The organism is Cytobacillus gottheilii (assembly GCF_001636345.1).
GTDB classification, from domain to species: domain Bacteria; phylum Bacillota; class Bacilli; order Bacillales; family Cytobacillaceae; genus Cytobacillus; species Cytobacillus gottheilii.
Map to the genome: position 1 here is coordinate 130,172 of NZ_KV440945.1, position 21,619 is coordinate 151,790.

Annotated in this window: 24 protein-coding genes; 2 read left to right on the forward strand and 22 right to left on the reverse strand. The window is 39.4% G+C overall.

Going from position 1 to position 21,619, the window contains the following annotated elements:
- Positions 1-58: 58 nt before the first annotated feature.
- The 11 genes from fin to veg all read right to left on the reverse strand — a co-directional run bounded on the left by fin (position 59) and on the right by veg (position 8,473).
- On the reverse strand, positions 59-289 hold the full coding sequence (gene fin, locus A6754_RS00705) for an anti-sigma-F factor Fin (RefSeq protein ID WP_066441752.1): 231 nt from the start codon (positions 287-289) through the stop codon (positions 59-61).
- A gap of 138 nt (positions 290-427) precedes the next feature.
- On the reverse strand, positions 428-991 hold the full coding sequence (pth, locus tag A6754_RS00710) for an aminoacyl-tRNA hydrolase (protein ID WP_066441754.1): 564 nt from the start codon (positions 989-991) through the stop codon (positions 428-430).
- A 171-nt stretch (positions 992-1,162) separates the two neighbouring features.
- Entirely contained in the window at positions 1,163-1,792 is a 630-nt protein-coding gene (locus tag A6754_RS00715) for a 50S ribosomal protein L25/general stress protein Ctc (protein WP_066441756.1), read from the reverse strand.
- Between the two features lie 192 nt (positions 1,793-1,984).
- Positions 1,985-2,941, reverse strand: a complete 957-nt coding sequence (locus tag A6754_RS00720) for a ribose-phosphate diphosphokinase (protein ID WP_066441758.1) — start codon at positions 2,939-2,941, stop codon at positions 1,985-1,987.
- 20 nt (positions 2,942-2,961) lie between these two features.
- Positions 2,962-4,335, reverse strand: coding sequence for a bifunctional UDP-N-acetylglucosamine diphosphorylase/glucosamine-1-phosphate N-acetyltransferase GlmU (gene glmU / locus A6754_RS00725; protein WP_066441761.1), 1,374 nt, complete (start codon positions 4,333-4,335; stop codon positions 2,962-2,964).
- Between the two features lie 387 nt (positions 4,336-4,722).
- Positions 4,723-5,013 carry a septation regulator SpoVG gene (gene spoVG / locus A6754_RS00730; protein ID WP_009336662.1) on the reverse strand — a complete coding sequence of 97 codons (291 nt, stop codon included), beginning with the start codon at positions 5,011-5,013 and terminating at the stop codon, positions 4,723-4,725.
- 391 nt (positions 5,014-5,404) lie between these two features.
- Positions 5,405-5,779 carry a RidA family protein gene (locus A6754_RS00735; protein WP_066441766.1) on the reverse strand — a complete coding sequence of 125 codons (375 nt, stop codon included), beginning with the start codon at positions 5,777-5,779 and terminating at the stop codon, positions 5,405-5,407.
- Complete coding sequence (gene purR, locus A6754_RS00740) at positions 5,776-6,615, reverse strand: pur operon repressor (RefSeq protein WP_066441772.1); 840 nt, start codon at positions 6,613-6,615, stop codon at positions 5,776-5,778. The genes A6754_RS00735 and purR overlap by 4 nt, the downstream gene beginning before the upstream one ends.
- A 59-nt stretch (positions 6,616-6,674) precedes the next feature.
- Positions 6,675-7,544, reverse strand: coding sequence for a 4-(cytidine 5'-diphospho)-2-C-methyl-D-erythritol kinase (ispE, locus tag A6754_RS00745; RefSeq protein WP_066441777.1), 870 nt, complete (start codon positions 7,542-7,544; stop codon positions 6,675-6,677).
- Between the two features lie 329 nt (positions 7,545-7,873).
- Entirely contained in the window at positions 7,874-8,050 is a 177-nt protein-coding gene (locus A6754_RS00750) for a small, acid-soluble spore protein, alpha/beta type (RefSeq protein ID WP_066441781.1), read from the reverse strand.
- A gap of 159 nt (positions 8,051-8,209) precedes the next feature.
- On the reverse strand, positions 8,210-8,473 hold the full coding sequence (veg, locus tag A6754_RS00755; protein WP_066441783.1) for a biofilm formation stimulator Veg: 264 nt from the start codon (positions 8,471-8,473) through the stop codon (positions 8,210-8,212).
- A 301-nt stretch (positions 8,474-8,774) separates the two neighbouring features.
- Here veg and yabG point away from each other — a divergent pair, with 301 nt between their 5' ends.
- Positions 8,775-9,653 (forward strand): sporulation peptidase YabG, encoded by an 879-nt coding sequence (yabG, locus tag A6754_RS00760; protein ID WP_066441784.1) that lies wholly within the window; start codon positions 8,775-8,777, stop codon positions 9,651-9,653.
- 233 nt (positions 9,654-9,886) lie between these two features.
- Here yabG and rsmA read toward each other — a convergent pair whose 3' ends face one another.
- The 5 genes from rsmA to metG form a co-directional block, all read right to left on the reverse strand.
- On the reverse strand, positions 9,887-10,774 hold the full coding sequence (gene rsmA, locus A6754_RS00770) for a 16S rRNA (adenine(1518)-N(6)/adenine(1519)-N(6))-dimethyltransferase RsmA (RefSeq protein ID WP_066441786.1): 888 nt from the start codon (positions 10,772-10,774) through the stop codon (positions 9,887-9,889).
- Positions 10,767-11,327 (reverse strand): ribonuclease M5, encoded by a 561-nt coding sequence (gene rnmV / locus A6754_RS00775; RefSeq protein WP_066441788.1) that lies wholly within the window; start codon positions 11,325-11,327, stop codon positions 10,767-10,769. The genes rsmA and rnmV overlap by 8 nt, the downstream gene beginning before the upstream one ends.
- A 217-nt stretch (positions 11,328-11,544) precedes the next feature.
- The gene (locus A6754_RS00780) at positions 11,545-12,738 is read right to left on the reverse strand and encodes a resuscitation-promoting factor (RefSeq protein WP_066441790.1); all 1,194 of its coding nucleotides are present in this window, start codon (positions 12,736-12,738) and stop codon (positions 11,545-11,547) included.
- A gap of 454 nt (positions 12,739-13,192) precedes the next feature.
- Positions 13,193-13,960: a TatD family hydrolase gene (locus A6754_RS00785; RefSeq protein ID WP_066441792.1), complete on the reverse strand. Its 768-nt coding sequence runs from the start codon at positions 13,958-13,960 to the stop codon at positions 13,193-13,195.
- 377 nt (positions 13,961-14,337) lie between these two features.
- Positions 14,338-16,305 carry a methionine--tRNA ligase gene (metG, locus tag A6754_RS00790; protein WP_066441793.1) on the reverse strand — a complete coding sequence of 656 codons (1,968 nt, stop codon included), beginning with the start codon at positions 16,303-16,305 and terminating at the stop codon, positions 14,338-14,340.
- Between the two features lie 744 nt (positions 16,306-17,049).
- Between metG and abrB the strand changes: the two genes are divergently transcribed.
- Positions 17,050-17,334, forward strand: a complete 285-nt coding sequence (gene abrB / locus A6754_RS00795) for a transition state genes transcriptional regulator AbrB (protein WP_066441796.1) — start codon at positions 17,050-17,052, stop codon at positions 17,332-17,334.
- A gap of 69 nt (positions 17,335-17,403) precedes the next feature.
- On the opposite strand, the gene rsmI is transcribed toward abrB, so the two are convergent.
- The 6 genes from rsmI to holB form a co-directional block, all read right to left on the reverse strand.
- Positions 17,404-18,282, reverse strand: a complete 879-nt coding sequence (gene rsmI, locus A6754_RS00800; RefSeq protein WP_066451226.1) for a 16S rRNA (cytidine(1402)-2'-O)-methyltransferase — start codon at positions 18,280-18,282, stop codon at positions 17,404-17,406.
- 41 nt (positions 18,283-18,323) lie between these two features.
- Positions 18,324-18,590, reverse strand: a complete 267-nt coding sequence (locus A6754_RS00805; protein WP_066441798.1) for a GIY-YIG nuclease family protein — start codon at positions 18,588-18,590, stop codon at positions 18,324-18,326.
- Positions 18,577-19,320, reverse strand: coding sequence for a tRNA1(Val) (adenine(37)-N6)-methyltransferase (locus A6754_RS00810; RefSeq protein ID WP_066441802.1), 744 nt, complete (start codon positions 19,318-19,320; stop codon positions 18,577-18,579). The genes A6754_RS00805 and A6754_RS00810 overlap by 14 nt, the downstream gene beginning before the upstream one ends.
- A gap of 79 nt (positions 19,321-19,399) precedes the next feature.
- Positions 19,400-19,774, reverse strand: a complete 375-nt coding sequence (gene yabA, locus A6754_RS00815; protein WP_066441804.1) for a DNA replication initiation control protein YabA — start codon at positions 19,772-19,774, stop codon at positions 19,400-19,402.
- A 13-nt stretch (positions 19,775-19,787) separates the two neighbouring features.
- Entirely contained in the window at positions 19,788-20,618 is an 831-nt protein-coding gene (locus tag A6754_RS00820) for a PSP1 domain-containing protein (protein WP_066441806.1), read from the reverse strand.
- Entirely contained in the window at positions 20,611-21,618 is a 1,008-nt protein-coding gene (gene holB / locus A6754_RS00825) for a DNA polymerase III subunit delta' (RefSeq protein WP_066441807.1), read from the reverse strand. Before holB ends, A6754_RS00820 begins: the two co-directional genes overlap by 8 nt.
- Between the last annotated feature and the right edge of the window lies 1 nt (position 21,619).

Below are 21,619 nucleotides of genomic sequence, written 5' to 3' on the forward strand. Positions count from 1 at the left end.
TTAAAAAAATACTATAAATGCAAATAGAAAAATGCTTTGGACAAAACGGCCCAAAGCGTTAGTGAATAAGAAAATCCTGCTGATGGTAATCAGGGTTGCGTTCTAGAGATTCTTGGCAGTCCTCACAAATCGCCTTAACTTGCACATTCCCCGAGGAATCATACATCAGCATATCTTGACGCTCTTCATCATTTAATTTGTGAAATCCGAGCTGCTCTGTTTGAACAGACATCGAATCAATAGAGCCAAGCTTTGCGCCGCAATGACGGCAATGATAATGAATAGCCATTAAAGCCCCTCCTATCCGTACATATCCCTATTATGGACGTTCAGAAAGGAAGTTATTCAATCAATTAAAGGGGCACAAGATGTGCAAAAAGTTAAATGTGTTAAACTAGCTTATTCATTTTATATGCTTATGATGTATTTAAGATTGATTAAACTGATTCATCACTTGCAAGAAAGGCTCCTTAATGGCAGCTTCACATGCGTTTACACATTTCTCGATTACGCTCTGTAATTCCTGCTGTTCCTCAGAAGAAAATTTACCCAGCACGTAATCGGGAACCTTCATGCCCGCTGGGGGACGATCAATTCCTACTCGAATTCGATTAAATTGCATTGTGCCAAGATGGGCAATTGTCGATTTAATTCCATTATGCCCGCCGGCGCTTCCTTTCTGGCGGAGACGAATTTTTCCGACAGGCAAATCAAGATCATCATAAATGACGGTTAATTCATCATCTTCAATTCCATAGTAATCCATAAGTGGGCGGATGGATTCGCCAGATAAATTCATATATGTAAGAGGCTTTAATAAATATACTTTTTCTCCGTTAACAATTCCAAATCCATAAACACCTTTAAACTTTGCCTGATCTAATGTAATACCAAGCTTAACAGCCAAGTGATCAATCACTTCAAAACCGATATTATGCCTTGTATGTTCATATGGTTTGCCTGGATTTCCAAGGCCAACAAATAATTTCATCTTCACTTCACCTGCTTCTTAATCTAGTGATGGCAGCTGTCAGCACCAGACGGCATGTTAGAAGTTACTAAATTAGCTGCAATGCTAATTTAACTCGTCATAAAGAAAAAGCAAAAGCTGGCCTAACATCGTAATGCAGCCAGCTCTTGGCAAGTATAAAAGTTATTCTTTTTACTCGCTTTCTGTTTCTCTTCCTTCTTCTTGCTCAGGCGTACCTTCCTCCTGCTGCTCACCGCTGTTTATTTCTTCTTCCTGTTTAGGCGGGAGAATGGAAGCGATCACTTCTTCAGCATCATTGTTGAGTGAATAAGAACCGCTTGTCTTAAGATCAGCAACAGTAATAGTTTCGTTCACTTGTAAATCTGTTACATCCACATCAACTGAAGAAGGAATTTCATTTGGAGTAGCTGTTACGGAAACTTCATGCAGTGATTGCTGCATAACACCGCCATCTTTCACGCCTTGTGCATCGCCGACCAAATTGACTCTTACCTCTGCCGTAATTTCCTTGGACATATCGACTGCTAGAAAGTCTACATGCACAATATTATTACGCAATGAGTTTGTTTGATATTCCGTTAACATAACTTCATGTTTCTTGCCATCAACATTTAATGAGAATACACCATTGCGCCCAACTTCCTTAATCGTTTTGATAAAGTCAGACTCACTTAAATATATCGGTGTACTCTCCACTTTTTGCCCATATACAACTGCTGGGATATTCCCTTCATGTCTAATTTTCGTAAGCGATGAATGACGAAATTCACTTCGTTTTTTTGCTTCTAATGTTATTGCCATAATGATCCCCTTCCTCTTGTATATTGAATGGCTTTCTATATAAAAAATGCCCTAAAAAGAGGAAGTCTAAACGTTTTAGTTTATAAGATCAGTACAGCGGGAAGCAGAAAAGTAGATCTATATAGGCTGGAGCGGCAATTTTTCTATAATGCAGTTAGACCTGCTTTCGTTTAGCAGGCCTAACAAAAAATATTAATCGAACAATACACTTACAGACTGTTCTTCATGTACACGGATAATGGCTTCACCAATAAGTGATGCTACAGACAGTTCAACAACTTTACCTGTTTTCTTTTCTTCCTGCAAAGCGATTGAGTTCGTTACGACTAGTTCTTTAATCTTAGAGTTCTCAATTCTTTCAATTGCAGGTCCTGATAATACAGGATGACTGCAGCAAGCATATACTTCAGCAGCGCCATTTTCTACTAATGCATTAGCAGCTAGTGTGATCGTTCCAGCTGTATCAATAATATCGTCAATTAAGATAGCAATCTTGCCATCAATATTACCAACAATATTCATTACCTCAGCCACATTTGGCTTTGGACGGCGTTTATCGATAATCGCAATCGGCGCTTTCAGCTGGTCTGCCATTTTGCGGGCACGTGTTACTCCGCCGTGGTCAGGAGAAACGATGACAACATCGCCTTGCAGGTCTTTATTCTTAAAGTACTCTGCTAGAATTGGCACGCCCATTAAGTGGTCAATCGGAATATCAAAGAAACCTTGAATTTGCGGAGCATGCAGATCTAAAGTAATTACACGAGTCGCACCTGCTGTCTCAAGCAGATTCGCCACAAGCTTCGCCGTAATTGGTTCACGTGCTCTAGCTTTGCGGTCTTGGCGTGCATAGCCATAATATGGCATAACAATATTAATCGTCTTAGCAGAAGCGCGTTTTAATGCATCAATCATAATAAGCAGTTCCATTAAATGCTCATTAACAGGAGCGCTTGTTGATTGAATGACATATACGTCACAGCCGCGAATACTTTCTTCAATGTTTATTTGAATTTCACCATCACTAAAATGGGTAACAGAGCATTTTCCCAATTCAACGCCAATAAATTTTGCAATTTCCTCGGCCAATGCTTTGTTTGAATTTAAACTGAAAACCTTTAAATTTGGATCTAAATACTGATTCGACATGCCTGTGCCTCCGTGTTTTTTTATTTCTTGATATCTAGCTTTTGTACATAATTCTCTTTATTCACTTGACGAGCGCGTGCAATAGACAGCGCCTCTCCAGGAACATCCTCAGTAATGGTTGAACCTGCTGCAACATATGCGCCTTCTCCAATTGTCACTGGTGCAACCAGGTTGGAATTGCAGCCGATAAATACGCCATTTTCTATTTTTGTCAGGAACTTATTTTTCCCATCATAATTTACTGTGATAGCTCCACAGCCGATATTTACATCTTTACCGACCTCAGCATCACCAATATAGCTTAAATGGGATACTTTACTGCCCTTTTCAATAACAGATTTTTTGATTTCGACAAAGTTGCCGATCTTCACTTCATCATGAACATTTGATTGCGGGCGAATATGCGCAAATGGTCCAATCTGAACATCTGAGCCGATCTGGCTATCAAAAGCAGCAGATTGGCGAATAACCGTTCTATCACCAATTTCGCAATTTTCCAGATGCGAATTAGGACCTATTGTACAATCTGAACCAATTTTAGTTTCTCCGCTAATCACCGTTCCAGGATATATAACTGTATCTGAACCAATTTCAACATCTGCACCAATATAAGTATTGGATGGATCAATCATGCTTACACCAGCACGCATATGATATTCATTGATTCGATTCTTCATAAACAATTCCGCCTGAGCTAATGCTACACGGTCATTTACACCTAAAGTCTCTTCAAAATCATTTGTACCAAAGGCTGTTACTATTTCACCTTCTGTTTTTAATATTTCGATGACATCCGGTAAATAATATTCCCCTTGAACATTATCATTTTTAACTTTCTTCAGTGCTGTAAATAATGCTGCATTATCGAAACAATACGTGCCTGTATTGATTTCCTGTAACTTTAATTCTTCCTCGGAAGCATCTTTATGCTCGACAATCTTCTCTACATGACCTTGACTATTACGAACAATGCGGCCATATCCAGCAGGATTATCTGCAAAAGCAGTCAGCACTGTTGCTTTTGCGTTTGTTTTTTCGTGATGAGCAAAAAGCGCTTCCATCGTTTCCGCTTTAATTAGAGGCGTATCTCCGCAAACAACAATTGTGACACCCTCTTTGTTCTCCAGATGATCTGCTGCTTGCATAACAGCATGAGCTGTACCTAACTGCTCTTCCTGCAGGGCATATACGCTTTTAGCGCCTAATTGAGCTTTTACTTTTTCAGCTCCATGCCCAGTAATCGTAACAATATCTTGGATATCAAGCTTCGCAACTTGATCAACAACATGCTGAACCATCGGTTTTCCGCACACAGGATGCAGGACTTTATATAATTTTGATTTCATTCTTGTCCCTTGACCTGCGGCTAAAATGACCGCGTATCGATTAGACATTTAATAGCCTCCAATTTCACCTTTTTATCCATTAAGAATATATCTTAAATAGAGGCTGATTTCAAGGAATCTCGTGTAAGTAGTTATATTTTACAGGATATTTTCCTCTTATTGTACAAGCACACTCAATCTTCCATCTTCATCCATGATGATTAACTTCGCTGCATGTCATACATAAAAAAGACTTTTACTATATTTGAATCTGCTATTTAATCATACTGGAAAGTCTTATTAGAATTTTGAACAATTTCATAACTTTTTCTGCCGGGGTATGTTTAACAAGATTTGGTAAGGGTATATAATGGTGGGTTTGCTTTCGAGGTGCACATTTTTTATAAATAAAAAAGAGCCCTACTTTACATAGCAGGCTCTTGTTGGACTCTCTTTCTAGGAAGCTCCAGCTTCTTCAAACTCTACTTCTAACTCACCTAAACGGTGGTATTCTGCTAAGACCGCTTCTTGGATTTTACCGCGGGTTCCGGAATTAATAGGGTGAGCAATGTCCCTGAACTCTCCATCCGGGGTGCGTTTACTCGGCATTGCAACGAATAAGCCATTATTCCCGTCAATCACCCGAATATCATGAACAACAAATTCATGATCCAGTGTAATAGAGGCAATCGCTCTCATCCGTCCATCCGTATTTACACGGCGTAATCTTACGTCAGTTACTTCCACTATGTTCACCACCTTTTCCAGTAGATAAAATCCTATTTATTAACATTCAACACCATTTTGCATTATTCCTCCTTTTATAGAAAAAATTTTTTGAATAATTAGGCCTAAATAATGAAATAGACAGGTTTCATGTCATAAAGTCCCGAAAACGCTCCTTCAGGAGGCCGTTCCTGCAGACTTTGTTGCTTTTTAATATAAGAAAAACAGGTCGAATTACACTGCGAGACACGTTGTTTCTGCTGGATGTGCCGTTAAGCTCACCACATTCCCCGCCACCCCTGTAAGACTCAAACCATAAATATCCAAGCTAAGATTTTTCCCCTTTTAAATAAGAGTCCAAAATAAAAAGCATCCGTATGCTTTCGGATGCTTCTTCACTATGGCTTATATTCTATTTAACCAGTGCAATGACTTCGATCTCTACTAAGCTATCTTTTGGGAGCCGCGCTACCTCGACACAAGAACGCGCCGGTTTATGCGTGTGGAAATACTCGCCGTATACTTCGTTGATACTAGCAAAATCATCCATATTCTTAATAAAAACAGTTGCCTTCACAACGGTTTCAAGTGAAGCGCCTGCCGCCTGAAGAACAGCCTGCAGGTTTTTGAATACCTGATGAGTCTGAACTTTTACATCACCCTCAACCATCACTCCATCAGCATTTAGAGGGATTTGCCCGGAACTGTAAAAGAGATTATTGACTGTAATTCCCTGTGAATAAGGTCCAATTGCAGCTGGTGCTTCATTTGTTTGAATGATTTTCATGACTTTCCCTCCACTTGTTTATTGGTAAAATAGTTGCCATGTGTCACATTGATTTTCTTTTCTTTCACATCTACATCTGAAAGCCTAACTAAGGATAAATAATCATCCACTAGTCTTTCCTCTGCTTTTTCCGCCTCTACTAAAACTGCAATGCCGACAAGCGCTGCATTGAACTCATCCAGCATGCTAATCATTCCGTTAACTGTACCGCCTGCCTTCATGAAGTCGTCAACAATCAGAACCCTTGAACCTTCTTCAAGACTTCTTTTTGATAAGACCATTGTTTGAATTCTTTTGGCGGAGCCTGATACATAATTAATACTAACGGTAGATCCTTCTGTTACCTTGCTGTCCCTTCTCACAATCACTACTGGGACATTCAAATAGTTGGCAACAGCATAAGCTAATGCAATTCCTTTTGTAGCGACAGTCATGACGACATCTATCTCTTTATCCGCATATGCCGAGGCGAATAACCGTCCTACCTGTTTAACAATCATAGGATCCCCAAGAATATCTGTCATATAAAGATAACCGCCCGGAAGCAGCCTATTAGGACTTGCAATCAGCTCACATAGCTGATTGATAATTGGCTTTGCATCCTCATCCGTCATTCTCACTTGATATTTTACTCCGCCTGCAGCACCTGGCACGGTTTGCAGAGTCCCAATTCCTCTATGTTCGAAGGTTTCTTTTATGATAGCTAAATCTTCGCTAATAGAGGATTTGGCAGATCCATATCTCTCTGAGAAGTAGGTTAAGGATACCAACTGATGCGGATGCTCTAATAAATAATTCGTCATATCTATTAAACGTTCACTTCTGCGAAACTTCATCATTGGCCCTCCTGTTAAATCCGAATATTTTAACAGTAATATACCATTAATATACGGATTTAATCAAGCGTATGTCGTTCTCCCAGCATTCTAACCGCAAAAACCTGATCACAAAATCCGCGCAGACCATTATAAACACGGTGCATCCGCGAATCATGGTGAGCAAGTCCAAAAACAGTCGGACCACTGCCGCTCATTAAGACCGCATCCGCCCCGAAACGCTTCATTTGATCTTTGATCTGAGCGACTTCAGGATGCATTTTTAATGTTACTGTTTCTAAAACATTTTCAAGATGCTGACACACCTTCTCATAATCGTCATTTTCAATTGCGTGAATCATCGCTTCCGTCTGCGGATGCTTTACACCGTCTAAATCCAGCTTACGATACACATCAGCCGTAGACACCCCTATAAAAGGCTTTGCAAGGATCACCCAGCAAGTCGGCGGTGCTTCAAGCTGACGGATCATCTCTCCTCTTCCGGTAGCTAAAGCCGTCCCTCCATATACACAAAAAGATACATCAGAACCAATTTCAGCACCAAGCACTGCCAATTCATCTAAGCTTAAACCAAGATTCCACAGTTTGTTTAAACCTCTCAGCGCTGCCGCTGCATCACTGCTGCCGCCTGCCAGCCCTGCTGCAACCGGAATCATTTTTTCAATTGTGATATTGGCACCCTGCTTTACCTGAAATCGTTCCTTTAACAGCATCGCTGCCTGATATGCTAAATTCCTATGATCATCTGGAACAAAACGATTATGGGATATAATTCGAATTTCGTCTTTTTCCAATAGTGTTAACTCAAGCCGATCGGCTAAATCAATGGTTGTCATAATCATTTCTACTTCGTGATAGCCATCATCACGTTTATGTAGTACATCCAATGATAAATTAATCTTCGCCGGGGCCTTCACCAAAAGCTTCAAAATCTCCACCTACTTTATAAAATGAATCCGCAATTGCCGTTTGCAGATTGAAATCCTATAGGTCCTGCTGCACTCCTTTTTGAGTAAATCAGCATCTCCATTTTTTGTCCTATTTTACCACAAAACGAATATCGTAAGACCTGTGAAACCATATTATTAAAAATTATTATTCATTTTTGCACCAGCAACTATCTAATATAACATATTCGTTCCGTATTGCTGGTTCATTTTTCAGGCATTTTATTCTAAGATAAGCCGGAGCAAAGAGCCCCGGCTATCATCGCAGTGCTATTGTGATGTAATACTGTGTAAGTGAAGCCTAGAGATGTCTAGCGATTGTCCTGAAGATTTTGCTGCGCAATTTCAATTGCTCTTTTTACCATATTGCCGGCATCCTTAGCTTTAATGCCGCCCCAGCCCTCTTTTTGAACTGTATCATAAAAGCCAAGTTCCTTTGCAATTTCTTCTTTCAGCCGATACGACATGATTCCTCTTCTTCTGGCCACAGATAACCTCTCCTTTTTCACACAGCGATATTCTTAGTATGAAACACTGCTCTGTTTTCATAAGAGGCTATTTTCTCCAATATATATCTGTTCTATAAAAAGGCAAAGCAAAAAGCAGCAAACCATGTTCACTGCTTCAGATGTAGCCATTATTTAATGTCAGCTTAAAGCAACATGTCCTGATGTTTCATCATAGAAGGTAATTTGAACCGTTTCTGTCAGTATATCCGCATAGCTGTACGATACACGTTCAAATGCATTTTCATCCTGGTCTAGCTCAATGACGAATACTGATGGATATGTTTCAGCTAAAACGCCTGAACGCTCGATCGTCTTTCTCCGTCCGCCATTTGCTTTCAGCAATAGCCTTTTTCCAAGATTTGAATCAAGAGCTTTCTTAATATCCGTTAATGTTTTTGCCATTCGGTCCACCTCACTATGTAAAGTATATCACGCTGACACAAAATAGTCAAATAAAAATATAAATTATAACAGGATTTCAAAATGTATGTCAATATATTTTTTTCTTCTTTTTCTGTTGAATTTCAACATTTCTTAGGATATCCCATCATCAAAGTGAATATGTACACTTTTTTAGATTTTTTTATATTAAATTCGCAGCAGAGCTACTGCCTTCAACTTTGCAGGCACAAGTCACAAGCCAAGTGCATAGTTTATGTCAGAAACGTTATTGTAACGAAATGCCTAATTGGAGTGACGACATTTGACTATAAATATGATGGATATCGTCGGGAGGGTATCATACAATTGTGATATTATGTTTCGCGTCATCGATATTAAAGAAGAAGGCGGACAGAAGCTAGCCATTTTGTACGGAGAGGATGTTCGCTTAATTGCTGATGCACCTTATGAAGACTTAATTATGATTAGTGCTCCGGACCGGATGAGAAAAGAACAGGAATACCGTTCTCTCGAAGAACAATCGTACCACTTATTCCGCCAGGATGTTGATCTGATTAAGCAGAAGCAGGAATATACAGCAACAGACAGCTACAGCAAATCATATAACTATTTTCAGCTGCCAGGTAAAGTTCTTCATCTTGATGGCGATCCTGCTTATTTAAAGAAGTGCTTGTCCTTATATGAAAAAATCGGTGTTCCCGTCACTGGTATACATTCAACAGAAAAAGAAATGCCTCTAAAGATCGGTGAGCTTGTTGAGTATTATAGACCTGATATTCTTGTCATTACAGGCCATGATGCTTATTCAAAAGCAAAAGGCAGCAAAACAGATATTAACGCTTACAGACATTCAAAGCATTTTGTACAGACAGTACGAGAAGCCCGCAAAAAAGTTCCGCATTTAGATCAGCTTGTCATATTTGCCGGAGCATGCCAATCTCATTTTGAGTCTCTTATTCATGCTGGAGCGAACTTTGCCAGCTCCCCTTCAAGAGTCAACATACATGCCCTTGATCCAGTCTATATTGTAGCCAAAATAAGCTACACACCCTTTATGGAGAGAATTAATGTATGGGATGTCCTCCGTAATACCTTAACCGGCGAAAGAGGAATTGGAGGCATAGAAACAAGAGGAGTATTAAGGACGGGGATGCCTTTTAATATTGATGAACAGAAATGAATGGACTCAGTAATTCCCTGATCACCTCTTTTACTCGTTCCTTCTGGCTTCTCCTTTTAAAATGAATGTTTAAATGATTCTTCCCGCCATTCCTTTCAAAGATAATAATTAACCACGGCCTTGTTTCAAGCAGCTGAGAGCGCTCTTCACATGCTTTTTCCGGCAGCATTCATCATAGAGTAAGATAACAAAAAAAGCCTGCAAAAAAAGCAGGCTTTTTAAATCAGATTTCCTTACAGCTGGCCCTCAAAATGGGGGTAAAGGGCATCACTTAGCTTTCCAAACTCCTCAATTGAAAGGGTCTCTCCTCTTCTGCCAGGATCAATTTCCACTTGTTCCAACGCAGAAAGAATTTGCTCTTTCTTCTCTTTGCCGTTCGGAAGCTGACTTGTTAAATTATTGAGCAGCGTCTTTCGTCTTTGAGCAAAACTTGCCCTTGTCACAAAAAAGAAAAACTCTTCATTTTTCACCGCAACTGCAGGTGTCTCTCTTTTTATTAGGCGAATGACAGCTGAGTCAACATTAGGCTGTGGCATAAAGACCGTTTTTGGAACGATCATGACCGTTTCAGCCACCGTATAATACTGTATCGCAATAGATAGGGAGCCATAATCCTTTGTACCAGGTTTAGCCGCTATACGGTCTGCCACTTCTTTTTGCAGCATACATACAATACCTCTAATGGGCAGCTTGTCCTCAAGCAGTTTCATAATAATCGGCGTTGTAACATAATACGGGAGGTTTGCAACCACCATAATATCATCTAAACCAGCAAATTCTTCTGCAATTGCCTTATTTACATCCGCTTTTAATATGTCACTATTAATAATTTTTTTATTTTCGTATGGAGACAATGTATCTTCCAGGATTGGCAGCAGCCGCTGATCAATTTCAAATGCAAGCACTTTGGCACTTCTTCGTGCCAGCTGTTCTGTCAGCGCACCAATGCCGGGACCAATTTCAATTGCACCTGAAGTTTCCGTTAGTTCCGCATGATCAACAATCCGCTTCAATATATTCGTATCAATTAAGAAGTTCTGACCCAGACTCTTTTTAAAAGAAAAGCCATATTTATCTAAGATCGCCTTCGTTCTAACCGGTGTCGCTATATCTTTATTCATGATTATCCTCCTGGCTGATTGCTTCTATCGCACGTTCAAAATCTTCCTTCTTCACAGAAAACATGGTAAGCCTTTTATGAAGCTGCTTTCCATTCGTATAGCCAATCTTAAGCAGCCTGCCCAGCTTCTCACGGCGCTCCTTTGCCCTGGGACCGCCAATTAGTCCCGCTTCAAGCAGATCAGCCTGAGTAATGTCTATTTGTACGATTTGGGTCATCATATGAGCATGCTTCAGTGCCTCACGGATGACGTCTGGTGATGCATGCTCGACTCCTACTCCTCTGCCCAGCTTTTCAATGGCTGCGCTTTTCTCAATAAACGCATGCTTGCAGTTTGGGACGTATTCACTGATGATTTGTCGGATCTTTTGACCAGGAAAATCAGGATCTGTAAGCACAATCACTCCTCTTGCTTCCTGGGCATGTTTAATTCTTTCCAGCGTATCTTTATTAATGGCAGAGCCATTTGTCTCAATAGTATCAGCCTCAAGGGCTCTTTTTATAGCAACAGTGTCGTCCTTGCCCTCTACGACAATAATTTCTTTGATTTTCATAAATGCTCCTCTTTAAAATTAAAAAAATAAAATAATTGAAAAATAAATGAAACATTTTTGTAATGTGAATCGTCTATATATATACCAAGATTTTTTTCCAATGCTATTTATTATATATGAAAATATAAGGAAACAAAAGAAAGCAATGACCTCGAGCATAAAGCTCATCCTTCGAAAAGCATAAAAAAGCAGAGGATAAAAATCCCCTGCAATGTGGTTAATTCAGTATTTTTATTTTGACAGATTTGCGTCCCCAGCGATAGGCGTCAGATTTATTAGCAAAGAAAACATCAATCTTGTTTCCTTTAACCGCAGAGCCTGTATCAGCTGCCACTGCGTACCCATATCCTTCAACATATACCTTTGTGCCTAATGGAATGACACTAGGATCAACTGCGATTACCTTTACATTCGGGTTCGCTTTTAAGTTAATGCCCGTAGCTGTGTAACCGGAACAGCCATTACAGCCCGCCGTATAAGCAGTAGAGCTGACATACATCTCTTTACCGCCAGCAGGTGCACTGCTGCCGCGAGAGACAACCTTCGTTGCAGCAGCTACTTTTGTACCGACAGCAACCACTTTATCTTGTTTTTCTTTGAGCGTTTTCTCGCTTATCAGCTTGCGGGAAATTTCTTTCCCATTCTCTTTGATGATCTCGAATTGTTTTGATACGAGACCTTCTTGACCTTGTGTAACAACTTTCTCAGAACCTCTGTTCAAGCTGTCATCCTTTTTTGTCACAACTGCAAAATTTATTGGTTCTTCCACTACATCGGTGACTTTTTCAACTCGAATGACTTTTATAGTGTCATCTGCTTTGACTGTCTCTTCCAAATTTGGCTCAACACGATCTAATTCTTTCAGCTCAATACCCTGCTGTGATAAAAAGTCAGCGACCGTAGTCGAAGTTGACCAAACCTTCTTTTCTTCCCCGCCATTTGCCAGGGTTAAAGAAAATGCTTTTTCAATCTGAATAGCTGTATTTCCTGTAATCTTTTCTTCCTGCTTTGGTTCTACCTGGTCATGCTCTGTGATCTCAATGTTTTGTTCCTTTAGGAACTCGCCAACTGTTTCAGCTGCGGACCAAACGGATTTTGTTTCACTGCCATTCACAAGTTCAATCTCATTAGCAGGATTCCATATTACTTCTAAATCATTCTCAACCTTTGTGTTAACCGAGGGAAACACGTAATCTTCTGAGCGTAATGTTATATCCATATCATCAAATATTTCATTGATGGTATCTGCATGTGTTTTGATGATTTCTTCACGGCCATCAAGCGTCAGCACAACGGACTTTTTTGTCATTTCAAAAATAACAAATCCAAAGGCTGCTGCAAATACTATAAAACTAGCAGAAATAATGGCCAGCTTTTTTTTACTCAAAGACTCGGATAACAGGTTTTTCATGTTTTGTATCACGATGAAAAACGCCTCCTTTTCTCTCGGAGTGATTATATAGACAATCTCTCAGGCTGTCAACTCTTTCTCTTTTCCAGTTTGAAAGGTTCGGGCGTTTGATCCAGATTTTTAAAGGAAAAGTTCATCTTTCATAAAAATAGGTATAGAAGACCGGTTGGGCTCCTCCTTTCCACGAAAAAACTCCAGCTTTGAAAGCAAAAATCAGCAAAAGTGACTCCTTCATTTTCACCTCCAGATTGTAAATCTCCTTCAGATCAACGCCTAACTTCCCTTATTTTACAAACTTGCCTGATAACGTATATCCTATTATGCAAAAAAAGAAAGAGAAAGAAAAGAGAGAGTTATCGACATGGTTATCCTATGTTGACAATGAGACATGTAGAACTTTTTAGAATTAGAAAAAAATCGGACAAGCTTATCCAAATGTCGACAGCCTTTGCTATCAATTTATGCCGAATAGTTTTTTTGCATTGTCGGTTGTAGCTTTCGCAACTTCATGTACAGAAATTTCTTTAATCTCAGCAATTTCCTGCGCTACAAGAGTCACATAACTCGGTTCGTTGCGTTTGCCGCGGTACGGGTGTGGCGCTAAAAACGGGCAGTCTGTTTCAATCAATAATTTTTCCAGCGGGATGACCTCAGCTACTTCTTTTGGCTTCTTCGCATTTTTAAATGTTACAGGTCCCCCTAATGAAATGAGAAAGTTTATTTCCACACATTCCTGTGCCGTTTCCGCACTTCCGCTAAAGCAATGCATGATGCCTCCTACTTCTGCTGCCTCTTCCTCTTTTAAAATCGCTACAATATCCGCTGTTGCCTCACGATTATGGATGACGATTGGCAGTCCCACTTTTTTTGCAAGGCGAATCTGCTTGCGAAACACTTCTTTTTGTATTTCCTTTGGAGATTTATCCCAATGATAATCGAGTCCCATCTCTCCTAAAGCAACTACTTTTGGATGAGCAGAAAGTTTTTCAATCCAAAGGAGATCTTCATCAGTCATATCAATAGCATCAACAGGATGCCAGCCAACACTCGCATATAAGAAGTCATATTTTTCAACAAGCTCCATTGCCTTCTTAATGGTCGGGCGATCAAAACCTACAACGACCATATTTGTGACACCTTCTTCAACTGCTCGGTCAATTACCTCCTGCAGATCATCTTCAAATTGTTCAGCATTTAAATGTACATGTGTATCAAAATACATAAGAATTCCCCTTATTGTCATATTTTTAAATTCCATAACAATTATTTCAATTGTATAACAGCGATTTTTACTATAGTAGAATATAAAAGTTTTTATCCTTCAAAACATAGTCAATTGCTCTTTCAAATATTAAACATATAAAGATTAAGAAAAGGCTAACTCAAGTAAATGAAATTAATCTTCAAATAGCTAGTTAAATATAATATTCTAAAAAACCATTTATCAATAAATTTTATAGTTTGTTCAGAGCCATTTCGTGAAAATTTATTTTTTGTAACAATTAAGTCCCATATGATAATTACTTCTATAATTGTAAGAAAACATAGAAGTGCCTGCTGAAAATCAGCGGCTCTTCTATGTCCTAATGAAAAATAGATTTATTTTACCCGTGCGCCAAGCGGCAATGCCTCGGCAATTGTTGCAAGAGATAATTCTCCATTCTTACTTCCAGCAAGAATCATTCCCTCTGACAATTCACCGCGCAATTTAACTGGCTTCAAATTCGTTACACAAACAACTTTTCGGCCAACTAAATCTTCTGGTTTATAAAACTGAGCGATCCCTGAGACAACTTGACGCTTTTCATACCCTAAATCCAGCTGCAGCTTTAAGAGCTTATCAGCTTTTTTAACAGGATCAGCTTGAATAACCTGGGCAACACGCAAATCGACCTTCATAAAATCATCGATCGTAATTTCTTCACTGTCCGGCTTATCTTCTGTTTTCTCTTCCGTTTTCTTCTCTTCCGGAGCAGGAGCGCTTCCTTGCATCTTTTCCTTAATATAACCAACTTCCTCTTCCAGTTCTAAACGAGGGAAGATCGGCTCTCCCTTCTCAACCTTTGTTTCAGCAGAAATTTTTCCAAAACCTTCGAGACTTTCCCATGATGTTAGTTCTGGGGTATTAACATTCAGCTGATTAAAGATTTTAACCGGTGTTTGTGTAAGGAAAGGCTGTAGAAGGACAGCAATTCTTCTCAAAGATTCAGCAAGATGATACATCACATTGCCTAACTCTTCTTTCTTTCCTTCTTCTTTTGCAAGAGCCCATGGTTTTGTTTCATCAATGTATTTATTGGTTCTGCTAACAAGCTGCCATAAGGCTGTTAAGGCTACAGAGAACTCCATTCTCTCCATTGCTGCTTCATACTTTTCTACCGTTTCTTCATTCATTTGAAGAAGAAGCTGATCGAATTCACCAGTAGACCCATTATAGGCTGGGATGACACCATCAAAGTATTTATTAACCATCGCAACTGTACGGTTAAGAAGATTCCCTAAATCATTAGCTAAGTCAAAATTAATTCTCTCAACAAAGCCTTCAGGTGTGAATACCCCATCCGCTCCAAAAGGAACTTCACGAAGCAAGTAATAGCGAAGCGCATCAAGACCATATCGATCAACTAATGTAACCGGATCCACAACATTTCCTTTTGATTTAGACATTTTACCGTCTTTCATTAAAAGCCAGCCGTGGGCAAAAACTTTTTTAGGCAGCGGCAAGTCTAGAGCCATCAGCATAATCGGCCAATAAATAGTATGGAAGCGGACAATTTCCTTCCCAACCAGATGAACATCTGCTGGCCAATAGTTTAAATATTTCCGGTCATCCTCTGTTCCATAACCTAGAGCTGTTATATAGTTTGACAAAGCATCAATCCAAACATATACAACATGCTTTGGATTTTCAGGAACCTTCACTCCCCAGTCAAACGTTGTTCTTGAAACAGCCAAATCCTCCAGACCAGGTTTAATAAAGTTATTAATCATTTCATTTTTACGCGATTCAGGCTGAATGAAGCTTGGATTTTCCTCATAATATTTCAGCAGTCGGTCAGCATACTTGCTCACTTTGAAAAAGTAAGATTCTTCCTTAACTTTATGAACCTCTCTGCCGCAGTCAGGGCATTTTCCATCTACAAGCTGACGTTCAGTAAAATAAGATTCACACGGCGTACAATACCAGCCTTCATATTCTCCCAAGTAAATATCGCCTTGCTCTAAAAGCTGTGAAAAGATTTTTTCTACAATTTGCTTATGGCGATCCTGTGTAGTTCGAATAAAATCATCATAAGAAATATCAAGCTTCTCCCAGAGTGATTGAATGCCAGCCACAATTTCATCTACATATGCTTGCGGAGTAACACCCTTTTCCTCTGCTTTTTCCTGGATTTTCTGACCATGTTCATCTGTTCCCGTTAAATACATAACATCGAAACCGCGCATACGCTTATAACGAGCCATTGCATCACCTGCAACGGTAGTGTATGCATGCCCTATATGTAGATTTCCGCTTGGATAGTAAATCGGCGTTGTTAAATAAAACGTCTTTAATTTTTCTTCCATTCCTATTACCTCCTATTAATGAAGACCACCCTGATGGACAGGGAACCAAACATTTTATTTGGCTATAACCTGACGAGGTTTGCCTTTTGAAGTTACCGATCATCTTTCAAAAAAATCCCGTCCGAAAAGACGGGAAACGAAGGAACTTCCTTATCATATCGATGAATTAAGAATAGCGGAAGCACAGTTTGGTCAGAGATGTGCTAAAGTACGCACTATTATGATAAGCGGCCCTCTTTTTTATGCTCTAGCACCGTAAATTCTTCTTCATTATATTCCAGCTTGCAGTACAAAATATTTTTATTATTACACTCGTCAGCATTACCTCTTATATCAACAAAATATACCTAAAAATAAGAAATTGTGCAAGGAAAGATCCTATAATGAGCCTTGCACTATAACGTTTTATCTTTTTGACATTTAATTGACTAAAAAATCCTGTTCGACAAACCATCCTGCGAATGTAGAAATTTGTCGAATGAGAAAATATTTATCCTTAATTAAAACTATTTGATTGATAATAAACTGGAATAAATATATACTTAATTCAAGACTTTTTTAATGAAATCCGCTCTATATCAGCCTTTATCAGACTAACTAAATTTTCCACATAAAAACATTATAAAGTAATTGACGAATATGGTAATGGCTGGTATCATATAAATATAGAGAATTTTGTCGAATAATGACGAAACACAGAGAGATAAACATAAATTAATTGGAGATTTGAGAGGAGAAACAATAATGAAATCTACAGGTATTGTTCGTAAAGTTGATGAGCTTGGCCGCGTGGTAATTCCGATTGAATTGCGTCGCACACTAGGAATCGCAGAAAAAGATGCTCTTGAAATTTATGTGGATGACGAAAAAATCATTCTTAAAAAATACAAGCCTAACATGACTTGCCAAGTAACTGGTGAAGTTTCTGATGATAACCTTGCTTTGGCTGGCGGTAAATTAATTTTAAGCCGTGAAGGTGCTGAACAGCTTTTACAAGAAATTCAAAGCAACTTTGAAACATCTAAATAATGATAAAAAAGCTTCTCAACACTTTGAGAAGCTTTTTCTTTATTCTGCAAGAGAGTTTTTCCACCACAATCACTGATCTTCAACATGATAGGCTTGGTAAACATCCCTTTTTGCCATTTGCCGGTCTAAGGCTGTCTGTTTAATTGCATCCTTTACAGCGAGTTCCTTCATATTAATATAGTGCTCTACATGCTCCACAATTGTCATGTGCTCCCACCATGCTGCAGTATCCTTTTCTTCAGGCACACCGCCTTCAACAATGACACAGAATTCACCGCGAACCTCTTCTGTTTTTGCCCATTGTACCGCTTCTGACAAGCTTCCTCTAATAAACTCTTCATATTTCTTCGTTAACTCACGGCATAAAACAACTTGCCGATCTCCCAGCTGTTCTTCCATAATTATCAGTGTTTCCTTCAAACGGTGTGGTGCCTCATAAAAAATCATAGTTGATTCCATGTTTGCCAATTCACTCAGCTGCTTTCTTTTTACCTTTTTCTGACGATCTAAAAAGCCGTAGAAGTAAAAAGGCTGTGTGGCAATACCCGAAGCGATTAGTGCAGTTAGACCAGCATTTGCCCCTGGAAGTGGAACAACGGTGATATTCTCTTCCAGTGCAGCTGCCACTAATTCATAGCCAGGGTCAGAAATGGCAGGCATACCCGCATCACTGACAAGAGCGATCTTCAAGCCTTCTTTGAGCTTTTCCACAATTTTTTGGCCGCTCGCTTCCTTATTATGTTCATGATAACTGATCAGCGCCGTTGTCATTTCAAAGTAGTTGCAGAGCTTTTTAGTATTTCGCGTATCCTCTGCCGCAATAAAATCTGCTTCTTTCATAATCCGGACTGCTCTATACGTCATATCCTCTAAATTGCCGATTGGTGTTGGAACTAAATAAAGGATGCCTTTCTGTTCTTCATTATGAAAGCTTTTTTGCTGTTGCATCATCTCACCCGTCTTCTATTATGTATAAGCGCCATCACCGTTCACGAAATAGGCGCAGTTTGTTTTATAAAATGAAGCTTTTTTTGCCGTGAAAGCTGCTTAAACTGATATTCTGCCCTCAAAGCATCTCCCTGATTATCAAATGCCTGTGAAAAGACAAGCTCTACCGGGCCTCTTCCTCGTGTGTACTTGGCCCCTTTTCCTTCATTATGCTGTTTTACTCTTCTTGCTAAATCATTTGTATATCCAGCATAAAGACTTCCATCCCGACAATGCAGAACATAGAAGTAATGGCTAGTTGTCTCCATATAAAAGTTCACGCACCTCTGCCGTGTATTCATTATTTTGATCATAAACGATTAAAGGAGGCAGGATTTTGAGGTCTGGCTTTCCATGCTTGATTGCTTCAATCAATAACGTATTGGCTTCCTTCCCTGCTTTCGGGTATACAAAGCGGATCCGCTTTGGTTCAAGCTGATAGGCTCTCATATGCGTTATGATATCCATTAGTCTGCCAGGCCGATGCACAAAAGCAACTTTACCGCCTTGTCTTACGAGCTGGCTGGATACTTTGATTGTATCTTCCAATGTACAATAAATTTCATGCCGGGCTATGGCAAGATGTTCATTTTCGTTTATTTCTTCATTAGATGGCGTCGGAAAATATGGAGGGTTGCATGTGACCACATCATAGTTTCCATATCCAAGCTGAGCCGGCATATCTTTCAGGTCACCATGAATCATATTAAGGCGATCTTCTAACTCATTATATTTTATACTTCTTACCGCCATATCATAAAGGCGTTCTTGAATTTCCACTCCTGTAATCGTTCCTTTTGTTCTCGCACTTAAAAAAAGCGGAACTACTCCATTTCCGCTGCATAAATCAATAAGCTTGCCTTTTTGAATCGGCACATAAACAAAACGGGACAGCAGCACTGCGTCTAATGAAAAAGAAAACACAGATGGGCTTTGGATAATTCTTAAATCTTCCGCCAGCAGATAATCCAGGCGTTCATCGCCCTTTAAAAATTCCATTATTTAAATCCTCCGGGTTATTAACTATGTAACTGCCATTTGTAAAAAAAACCTTCCTAATAACAGGAAGGTAATCACACTACTTTTTATTAAGAAAAGATAGGCAAAATAGACAATCTCCTTCTTTTCTAGGGCTGCCAAAATGAAGGTTACAAATGTGAAAGCCTTCCTGATAAAGTCTTGCAAGATTATCATAGCCTTCGCCAACATCAAGAAGCTTATCCAGCTTCTCTGCATCTGTCTCATGTTCGTTCTTTGCTTTTTTCTTCTGAGATGCACCTTTTGCAACTGTGCTGTTCATATGGCGACGTAAATGCTCATTTTCTAGCTTTAGTGCATTGTTCTCTTCTAATATTTCTGCCAAATGCTGTTTTAGCTCTCCAAGCTGCTGATACAACTGGCCAATTTGCGTTTCCATGTTAATGACTGAATCAAATATCTCTTTTTTATCCAAGCATTCCACCTCATTAATCTGTGGATTGAGCCGATACAGCACCTTGTTGTTTCGTAATTTCTTCGAGTGTAAATTCAAGGACGCGTTCCTGCTCCTTAACATCTACTTGCAGAATTCGTTCAAGAATATTCAAACCTACTACTTTGCCATGGCCTTCAGGTGTCTCAATCCATTCTCCGATATCTGGGAGCTGCTCTTTTGCTGCTTCATATTCATCATTCTCATATTTTAGGCAGCACATTAACCTGCCGCATAATCCAGATATTTTCGTAGGATTTAGAGACAAATTCTGATCTTTCGCCATTTTGATGGATACTGGATCAAAGTCGCCTAAAAATGTAGAACAGCAGAGCATTCTTCCGCAAGGACCGATGCCGCCCAGCATTTTTGCCTCATCCCGTACACCAATTTGTCTTAATTCAATTCTTGTTCTAAAGATAGCCGCAAGATCCTTTACAAGCTCACGAAAATCGACTCTTCCGTCTGCTGTAAAATAAAAAATCACCTTATTGCGGTCAAATGTATATTCTACATCCACTAGCTTCATATCTAGTTGATGGGTGCTTACTTTCTCACAGCAAACCTCATATGCTTCAGCAGCTGCCTGTTTGTTCTCTTCAACAATCATTTGATCCTTTTGATCAGCTATACGAAGGACCTTTTTTAAAGGCAGTACAACATCATGCTCATCGACCTTTTTAGGAGCGATGACCACCTTGCCATATTCGACACCTCTAACCGTTTCGACAATAACATAGTCGTCCTTTTGTATAGGAAGTTCTCCGGGATCAAAATAATAGATTTTGCCCGCTTTTTTAAAGCGAACTCCTGTTACATCATACAAATGTAGATCCCTCCTGCATTTTTAACACAAGCTGTTCCATTAGGAGCTGTGTGTTCATATTTGCGTGCAATTTTCTCTTTGCTTCTAACACGGCACTCATCTGCTCAGTCAGCCTTTTGCTTGATGATTGCAGCGCAAACATTTCTAAACGCTGTTTTTCATTTAGAAAAACGACCTGCTTCCACTTGCCAAGCTGGATATATAATAAATCTCTTAATAAAAGAAGTAGTAAGTCTAAACCTCTATCACACTGTTCTTTTTCTTTAAAGTGCAAAAACCAGCTCTCCTGAAGAGCGACCATGGCCTCAAGAGGGTTTTTCCTAAGTGCTTCATATAATTTTAACACTATTTTTCTTGCTTGTACAAACCAATCATCTCCACTTAATGCCAAAGCTTCTTCTAAATTATTCGTCATCTGTGCAAGTAAAGGCGCTAACATGGGATCAATCCCGCGTTCTACAAGCTGATCGACAACTCTTATAGGAGATAATGGCTTGAAGGTTACAATTTGACAGCGTGATAAAATGGTAGGCAGCATTTGCTGCAATTGTTCTGTTAAAAGGATGGCAGTCGTCTCTGCATGAGGTTCCTCTAAAAATTTTAATAAGCTGTTTGCTGCATTAACTGTCATTTTATCAGCACCAGCAATAATATAAACCTTCTTCTTTGACTCTACACCTGTTTTAGAGAACTCTTCCTGCAATTGCTGAATCTGATGTTTCTTAATCGATAGCCCATCCGGTTCAATCATATGAACATCAGGATGATTGCCAGCTGATATTCTTTTGCAATTTACGCACTGCTCGCATGGGACATAAGCATCTTCTGGCTGCAGACAAAAAAGACTCTTCGCCAGCAGCATACCGGCTTCCCTTTTCCCTGTCCCTTTCATTCCTTCAAATAAATAAGCGTGGGCCAGCCGGTTCTTATTGAGGCTATTCTTTAACATTTTTAAGACTACAGGCTGTATTTCTTGTAATTGCTCCCACGATTGTGCCAAA